General features: G+C 43.3%; 7 protein-coding genes. 3 read left to right on the top strand and 4 right to left on the bottom strand.

Features of this window, described 5'->3' with window-relative positions; genetic code table 11:
• Window positions 1-101: 101 nt before the first annotated feature.
• Window positions 102-1988, bottom strand: coding sequence for a glycoside hydrolase family 35 protein (locus ACYPZI_RS12520; RefSeq protein ID WP_459602103.1), 1887 nt, complete (start codon window positions 1986-1988; stop codon window positions 102-104).
• A 406-nt stretch (window positions 1989-2394) separates the two neighbouring features.
• On the opposite strand from ACYPZI_RS12520, the gene ACYPZI_RS12515 reads away from it, so the two are divergent.
• Window positions 2395-3618, top strand: a complete 1224-nt coding sequence (locus ACYPZI_RS12515) for a site-specific integrase (protein ID WP_459602101.1) — start codon at window positions 2395-2397, stop codon at window positions 3616-3618.
• 226 nt (window positions 3619-3844) lie between these two features.
• Here the strand turns inward: ACYPZI_RS12515 and ACYPZI_RS12510 are convergent, their stop codons facing one another.
• Window positions 3845-4240, bottom strand: coding sequence for a hypothetical protein (locus tag ACYPZI_RS12510; RefSeq protein ID WP_459602105.1), 396 nt, complete (start codon window positions 4238-4240; stop codon window positions 3845-3847).
• Window positions 4241-4507: 267 nt separating this feature from the next.
• Between ACYPZI_RS12510 and ACYPZI_RS12505 the strand changes: the two genes are divergently transcribed.
• Window positions 4508-4684: a hypothetical protein gene (locus tag ACYPZI_RS12505; RefSeq protein ID WP_459602099.1), complete on the top strand. Its 177-nt coding sequence runs from the start codon at window positions 4508-4510 to the stop codon at window positions 4682-4684.
• 96 nt (window positions 4685-4780) lie between these two features.
• Here ACYPZI_RS12505 and ACYPZI_RS12500 read toward each other — a convergent pair whose 3' ends face one another.
• Complete coding sequence (locus tag ACYPZI_RS12500) at window positions 4781-5488, bottom strand: hypothetical protein (RefSeq protein ID WP_459602097.1); 708 nt, start codon at window positions 5486-5488, stop codon at window positions 4781-4783.
• A 177-nt stretch (window positions 5489-5665) separates the two neighbouring features.
• On the opposite strand from ACYPZI_RS12500, the gene ACYPZI_RS12495 reads away from it, so the two are divergent.
• Window positions 5666-6586: a DUF3667 domain-containing protein gene (locus tag ACYPZI_RS12495; protein WP_459602095.1), complete on the top strand. Its 921-nt coding sequence runs from the start codon at window positions 5666-5668 to the stop codon at window positions 6584-6586.
• 9 nt (window positions 6587-6595) lie between these two features.
• Here ACYPZI_RS12495 and ACYPZI_RS12490 read toward each other — a convergent pair whose 3' ends face one another.
• On the bottom strand, window positions 6596-7366 hold the full coding sequence (locus ACYPZI_RS12490) for an exonuclease domain-containing protein (RefSeq protein WP_459602093.1): 771 nt from the start codon (window positions 7364-7366) through the stop codon (window positions 6596-6598).
• Window positions 7367-7389 lie beyond the last annotated feature (23 nt).

Below are 7389 nucleotides of genomic sequence, written 5' to 3'. Positions count from 1 at the left end.
AAGGTTTGTGATAAATATTGATGTAATAAGTAATAATGTGATTTTTTTCATTGCTTGTTGGTTATGGATTCCGTAACCGGAAATATCTGTTTCTATATTTATTATTCGACCTTGAGCTTTGTTAGCACAGGCACCTTTACCGTCCTGACTTCCGAATGCACCTTATCGTTCTGCTGCTCAAAGATGACGATTTCATTCTGCCCTTTTTTGAGCCATACTCCGGGAACGTACAGGGTTTGCTGAGGCCCGACCTTCCAGTAGCGGCCTATATTTATGCCGTTGATAAAGATAATACCTTTACCCCAGTCTTCCATATCAATAAAAGTATCACCTGTTTCAGCCAAATCGAATGTTCCTGTGTAAAGAGCCGGTTTTCCCTTTATTTTTCCGGCGGCACCCAACTCATATACATGCGATTTGTTCATTTTATCCACAGACGGAGCCTTATCCATAGGCACCTGATACATCTCCCATTCGCCTTCTATTATATTCCCATTGATCTTAACAGGGCTGATAATACCCTTTGTGTTGTGTACAATTTCAGATCCGTAATTGATCCGTCCCATATTCTCCACAAATATTTCCAGATTGGAATTAAAAGGAATATCAATATCCATCGAATAGTTCTTAAAGTACCGGTTCAGTTCGCCGGCCTTCTCCCCGTTCACATACACCAAGGCGTAATCGCGTAGTCCTTCTATTTCAAGTTTGCCGCTTATCGGTTGGTTGAAATGGCGGGAATACAGAACATAACCATATCCTTGATTCAATTGTTCAAATGTCGCAGGCTTATCGCTTTGTACAGGCTTCAGTGCACCGGTCACTTCCATCATATCGGCAACCTTAGTCAGTTTGATAGAAGGTATTTCGATTAAAGGAATAGCATCAGGCACAGCAGGAAGTTCATACTTCACATATTTCCGGATAACATTACGTATCGAATCGAATTTAGGAGTAACCCATCCGGCCTCGCTAACAGGCGCGTTATAGTCATAACTGGTCAGATCCGGTTGTATATCATGTTTTTTGTCGTAATTTGCCCCACTGGTAAAGCCGAAATTCGTTCCGCCATGCACCATATAGTAATTGATGGACACCTCATTCTGCAAATATTTCTCTGTTTGGCGGGCGATACTTGTCGCGCTTACTTGCGGATGAGGTTCTACCCAATGAGCAAGCCATCCCGGATAAAACTCAGCGACCATGTAGGGGCCTTGTCCTCCATTATATTCATTGACTACCTTTTTCAGATTCTCAATATTGCTTTCTCCGTTGGCTGTGGGCAAAGCCCCGGGTGTAGCGCCTCCCTCGAAAAGCCAGCTGCCGTCGGATGTGAACGTGGGCACATCAAATCCGGCATCCTTCAGTTGCTGAACGATTTTGGCATTGTAAGCCCTGTGCTCTTCCAATGGAATATCTTTCCGTTGTGATACATAAGAACCAAACTCATTCTCAGCCTGTACCATAACAACCGGGCCTCCTTTGGTGATCTGAAGGTTTCCCACTTCTTTATATAAGCGATTTATATACAATTGGGTATATTTCAGGAATTGTTCATTATCCCTTCTCAGTTCCATGCCATCCACATTCTGGAGCCACCATGGATACCCTCCGAATTCCCACTCGGCGCATACATAAGGACCCGGGCGCAGAATAACCATCAGGCCTTCTTCTCCGGCAATCTTAATATATTCAGCCAGGTTTTTATCTCCGGTAAAGTCCCATTTGCCCGGTTCAGGTTCATGTGCATTCCAGAATACATAGGTAGCCACGGCATTAAGACCCATTGCTTTCAGCGTTTGCATGCGGTGACGCCAGTATTGATGCGGAATACGCGGATAATGCATTTCTCCTGAAATAATTCTCACGGGTTTTCCATCGTGGACAAAATCCCCGCCTTTTATCTCGAAACTATGTTTCTGGGCTTGTATGGCTATCGGCGCTAATAAAAATAATAGCAATAATAATAAATGGTTTTTCTTGGTCATGATCGTATTCTGATGTTATTGAAATAAAGATAGCATAAATGCATTGATATAGCAAGTATAATACCGATTCTTTTAAAGGTACAATATACCCGCGGATTAATAAAATTTAATAACATCCTATTGATAGCCAGCGCATAACACATTTGTTTGCATTGGTTTTCCGAAGGGGAAAAAGCAGGAAAAGGCGTTTTTAAGCTATACTTCCGTTACCTTTTCGTTACCTTTTTTTAGTCGAGAAATCCACTGCCAAAGGTAGCAAAACAACCGGATCTGCAAAGGCAAATGGCAGGATAGCCTTCCCTCTGGCAATCAAATTTAGCCAGTGGCTTTCCCTCCCTGTTCAGCCCTGTTTTCATAGTATCCTGTAGCTCATTGATCTATAACTTAATAGTAAAAAAATGAGCCTATGAAACCGGAACTAAAGGTGTTATTCTACCTGAAAAAGAACCAACGCAACAAAGGAGGTCTCTGCCCTGTAATGGGACGCATCCGTATCGGTAAGTCCATGTCGCAGTTCAGCCTGAAAATAGACGCGGACGCCGGCCTGTGGGACACCAAAGTGGGACGTATGAAAGGCAAAAGCCATCAGGCACTGGAAATCAACCGGGCCATTAACCGCGTTAACCTGATTATCCACGCCCGCTACAAAGAGTTGAGTGAAATTAGTTCGGTCGTCGATGCCGCTGACCTTAAAAATGCCAGCCAGGGGATCGCAAGTACCCAACCTACGGTACTGGATTCTTTCCGGACAATGAACGATGCTGTATCTGTACGTGTAGGGAAAGACTACAGTAAAGCTGCATTCGAACAATATGTCAATGCTTATAAAGCCCTGGAGGGATTTATACATCAAAAACTCAGGTTAAAGGATATTCCCTTCAAAGCACTGAACTACTCCCATATCGAGGATTACTATAACTATCTGCGTGTAGACCGCAAATTCAGTACCGGTACAAGCGGTATCTACCTGACCTATTTCCGGAAAGTAGTCCGGGATGCCGTCAATCGGGGCATTTTGCCCCGTGACCCGTTTTGCGACTTTGCATACAAAGCGAAAGACCCGGTACACAAGACGCTGACAAAAGAAGATCTGGAGAAATTTATGTCTGATAAGCCAATGGTCAGGCAGCAAAAGAAGAGTAAGGACATCTTCCTGTTCGGAGTATTCACAGGACTGTCGTATATCGATATGAGGAACCTGACATACGGTGAAATCCATACAATGGAAGACGGTAGCCAGTGGATCGTTTCCAAACGTCAGAAGACCGGGATCGAATACCGGGTACGCCTGCTGGATATCCCTTTGGCGATTATAGAAAAGTACCGCGGCCATACTGCCGAAGGTAAGGTGCTGGATGTCCCTAACAAGATGACGGTGCATTCGGGACTGAACGCCATTGCCAAACGGTGCGGCGTTCAGAAGAAGCTCGGAATCCACATGAGCCGCCACACGTTCGCCAGCCTGATTACGCTCTCGGAAGGCGTGCCTATCGAAACAGTCAGCCGTATGCTCGGGCATGAGCATATAAAAACAACACAGCGCTACGCGGAACTCTCGCTGGAAAAGATAAGGGAAGATATGAACAGCCTGTCTGCACGCATAGCAGGCAAGTTTACTTTAGTCGTTTAGCCGGAAACATAGGAACCGATATTCCAAATAGTCCAGTTTAGCCAAGCCAACTTAATCATTTATACCATTTCAATTATTCATATATCGATAACCTAAACAAAAAAACATTATGCGTAGTACATTCAATATATTATTCTACATCAACCGGCAAAAAGTAAAGAAAAACGGTAAAAGCCCGGTAATGGGACGCTTACCTTATATTTATATATTTCCACTAGCGCGGCTCCTAAAAATCACGCATGTCGAATATTTTCCGCAGGTAGTCCCCCACCGTGCCGTTCACCGCCTCGAAACGGTCGCTTTCCCGGGGAAGGCGCTTCAGTTTGAAGACCGTCCGTATCTCATTCAGCAGAAGGCGTTTTGTCTCTTCGCTGATCTCCTGTTCGACCCGGATTGTCACCCTGACCTCTTTCCTGTCCGAATAGTAACAATGCGCAAACTGCCGGACGACGCTCTTTACGCGGGTTTTCGATACCCCGTCGGTATAGGAGACGGTTATAACGGTATGGCCGTCCTCCTGGACGGAGTCCAGCTTAAACGCCGTGGCGGGGAAGAATACTACCAGCTCCCGCCGGATATCGCACAGCAGCGTTTTTGTCTTTTCCGTAATCAATACGCTCATTTTTTCCTTTTTTAAAGTTTATACTCCGGATACCTGTCCGGGCAGCCGCTTTTTCGTAAGGCAATCCTTTTGCGGCGGCGCGGACGGCAAGGTTTTACGCGTAAATACGACCCGAGCGGAGCGAGGCGTGGAGATTTGCGCGCAAACGCCGCAGGCAGACCTTGACCGGCCTGTATAACCGCCGCGATAACTTGCCGCGCGAAAAGGCGTGCGGTTTTTATTATTCTTATTGAAAAATTTGATTTACAGGGGATTATTCCTTCTTTTTTGATATACCAGGTACTGAGAAAAATAGAACCGTTATCGACAGGCCCCCGGCAGAAGGCAGCGGGTTTGTATGTTTTCCGGAAAAAAGGAAAAACAAGGGAAGGAAGAGCTCCGGAAAACGAAAGGCTTGTCTTTCCCTGGAAAGGTTCCGGTACCGGAAAAATAAAGCATACATAAAAAAGACTATCCTGTGGGGATAGTCCTTCGTTATGTTTAGCTAAATCAATCCGGCCTATATCTGCCGTATACCTTATATATCCGGCGGCAGCCTTACTAATCCGTAAGTTCGCTTACGGCATATATATCGCCGGCTACCACCTCGTTCTTGCCCTGTAGCGGAAACCATACCACCGGTTCATAAGAATTACCGGAGGAAAGTATGAAGGTGTAGCCCAGACTGAATTTGCTGTCGTTCACGGAGCGTACATAAAAACTATACAACGGATAAGTAAAATCCTTTTCTATAGCATTGGTCGCCAGCTTGATATGGGAACTGAACTCTATTTCCGATATACCCTGTTCAAAATGCCTTCCATTATCGATACAGCTGTATTCACCCGCCTCATGTATGACTGTCAACAGCAGGCCGCCTCCATAATCCACGGAGAACTCCGTAACAAACAACGCGGTGATTGCCTTAAACGGTCCCGCACTAAACGGGATGGCCTCATAACGCGTAACCTTATGGATGGTTATCGTCTCAAACGGGTAACTGACCACGCTTTTCAGTGACCTGTCCGCATATGCATCCTTCGCCTGTCCCGTATGTTTCCTGTAACTTATTTGCCCGGCCTTACTCACCAATCCGATGGCAGGCGCAACCGCCGGAAGATCCTGCCCGGTTGTGTCCGTGCTTTCGTCCCGCGGGTCACCGGAGCCGCACGAAAATACAAACCCTGATAAGCATACCAGTAAGGCTACCGCTATAATCCTTGATTTTTTTGTAGCTTCCATATCATTATCGGTTTTATCTTTTACCATTTTGGTATCATTTTTAGTTAAAAAGGCAGGAGTTAAAAAGTTATGAGTTTTAAGTTTTAAGTGCTGACTACTGATAACTGTTGACTGATAACTGTTGACTTTTTTTCTTGTATTGTATCGCTGTTTACTCTAAGAATATTAAATTTGTATCATGGTAAATAAAAGCCGGAATATATTATGAGTAAACATAAGATAAGGCGCAGTAAGACTTGCCAGAACTGCGGTTCCTTTGTTGAGAAAAACTATTGTCCGGATTGTGGTCAGGAAAATTCGGAGAGCCGCCACTCATTCCATCATTTATTCACTCATTTCGTGTCCGATTTTCTTCATTACGACAGTTCATTTTGGAGGACGACCAAGACACTTTTCCTTTCGCCGGGAAAAATATCTTTGGAATATATGAGTGGCAAACGAAAATCGTATGTGAATCCTTTTTCTTATTATATTTTTATTAGCTTCCTGACTTTCTTTATTCCTTTCATGCTGACTTATCCCGATAAAGCTAAGAATAATGCAGAATTCAGAGTAGAACTGGAAGAAGAGGCGGCTATTAAAGACAGTATTGTTGCCGCCGATAGAGAGGCGGTTGAAAATACGAAGGGCTCTTTGCTGAGGGTCAAAGGGATAGATCGCAATAGTAGTCTATACAAAACAATAAATAAGAACTTAAAAGATGAAGAAAGCAAGAAAAAAGCCAGTGAGTTTTTTACTCACAATCTGCCAAAGGCGCTATTTGTTTACATGCCTATATTTGCTTTCTGGATGTGGCTGTTCCATAAGCGAAAGAAACGCTATTATTTCGACAGTGGGATATTCACGCTGCATTTCTTTTCAGTGGCCTTGCTATCTATAACAATTTGTATTCTATTCGATTGGATATTCGCATGGTTAAACTGGAAAGTTCCAAAGGTACTTTTATGGTTCTTACTGATCATTTATATTACGTTCTACTTTTTTAGAGGGAACCGTGTGTTTTATGGTGAACCCAGATTTAAATCGAATCTTAAGGCTTTCTTCCTGATGGGTATAAATACCTTCTTTATATTTATCGTACTTCTTGGATACATCATATTTATAGCATATAAAATAGATACTTAGAAAATGAGATCATTTCTGCATCTCTCGCAACTTAATTTTAGTAAGTACCTGTTTTGTGTTTAATGGAAAGTCGGCATCCATTATCCATGCATAGAAGCTAGGCTCATGTTTCAGTACTTCGGCTACAGACTTACCTTTATGTTTTCCAAAGTTGAAAACTTCGATGCCGTTCTCATTTTTAATAATACGTCCTGCCAGATCGACATTGTCGTTGAAAAATGAAAATTCCGAGGCCAGTTTCTCTATATCATTTTCCAGATCGGAGTATTTATCCAATTGTGCCTTCAGAACTTCGTATGTGGCAAGGGTATCGGCTTCAGCCGAGTGAGCATCTGTAAGGTTTTTATCGCAATAGAATCTGTAGGCAGCCTCTAGGGTACGTTGTTCTTTTTTGTGAAAAATAATCTGTACGTCAATCATTTTTCGCTTGCTAAAATCAATATCTACACCTGCGCGCAAAAATTCCTCGGCAAGTAAAGGTATATCGAATCGACTGGAGTTAAATCCTGCCAAGTCGCACCCTTCCATCTGTACAGCAAGTGATTTTGCTATTTGTTTGAATGTAGGACAATCCTTAACATCATCATCAGAAATACCATGTATGGCGCTAGCCGAAGGTGGTATTGGCATTTCCGGATTTATTCTCTTTGTTTTTACCTCCTCCTTTCCATTTGGATGTACTTTGAGATACGAGATTTCTACAATACGGTCGTGTATCGTGTCTGTACCTGTCGTTTCCAGGTCGAAAAAGATAAGAGGATTCTTGAGATTAAGTTCCATAGGTTTAAGAAAAAGACTTTATC

The sequence above is a fragment of the Dysgonomonas reticulitermitis genome, from assembly GCF_054601275.1.
The sequence above is the reverse complement of the archived record's forward strand: the minus strand, read 5'-3'. Positions and strand labels throughout refer to the sequence as shown.

What these genes read in the sequence shown, in the direction of transcription:
- ACYPZI_RS12520 (WP_459602103.1), bottom strand. Translation starts at nt 1,988, where the DNA reads ATGACCAAGAAAAACCATTTATTATTATTGCTATTATTTTTATTAGCG.
- ACYPZI_RS12515 (WP_459602101.1), top strand. Translation starts at nt 2,395, where the DNA reads ATGAAACCGGAACTAAAGGTGTTATTCTACCTGAAAAAGAACCAACGC.
- ACYPZI_RS12490 (WP_459602093.1), bottom strand. Translation starts at nt 7,366, where the DNA reads ATGGAACTTAATCTCAAGAATCCTCTTATCTTTTTCGACCTGGAAACG.
- ACYPZI_RS12495 (WP_459602095.1), top strand. Translation starts at nt 5,666, where the DNA reads ATGAGTAAACATAAGATAAGGCGCAGTAAGACTTGCCAGAACTGCGGT.
- ACYPZI_RS12500 (WP_459602097.1), bottom strand. Translation starts at nt 5,488, where the DNA reads ATGGTAAAAGATAAAACCGATAATGATATGGAAGCTACAAAAAAATCA.
- ACYPZI_RS12510 (WP_459602105.1), bottom strand. Translation starts at nt 4,240, where the DNA reads ATGAGCGTATTGATTACGGAAAAGACAAAAACGCTGCTGTGCGATATC.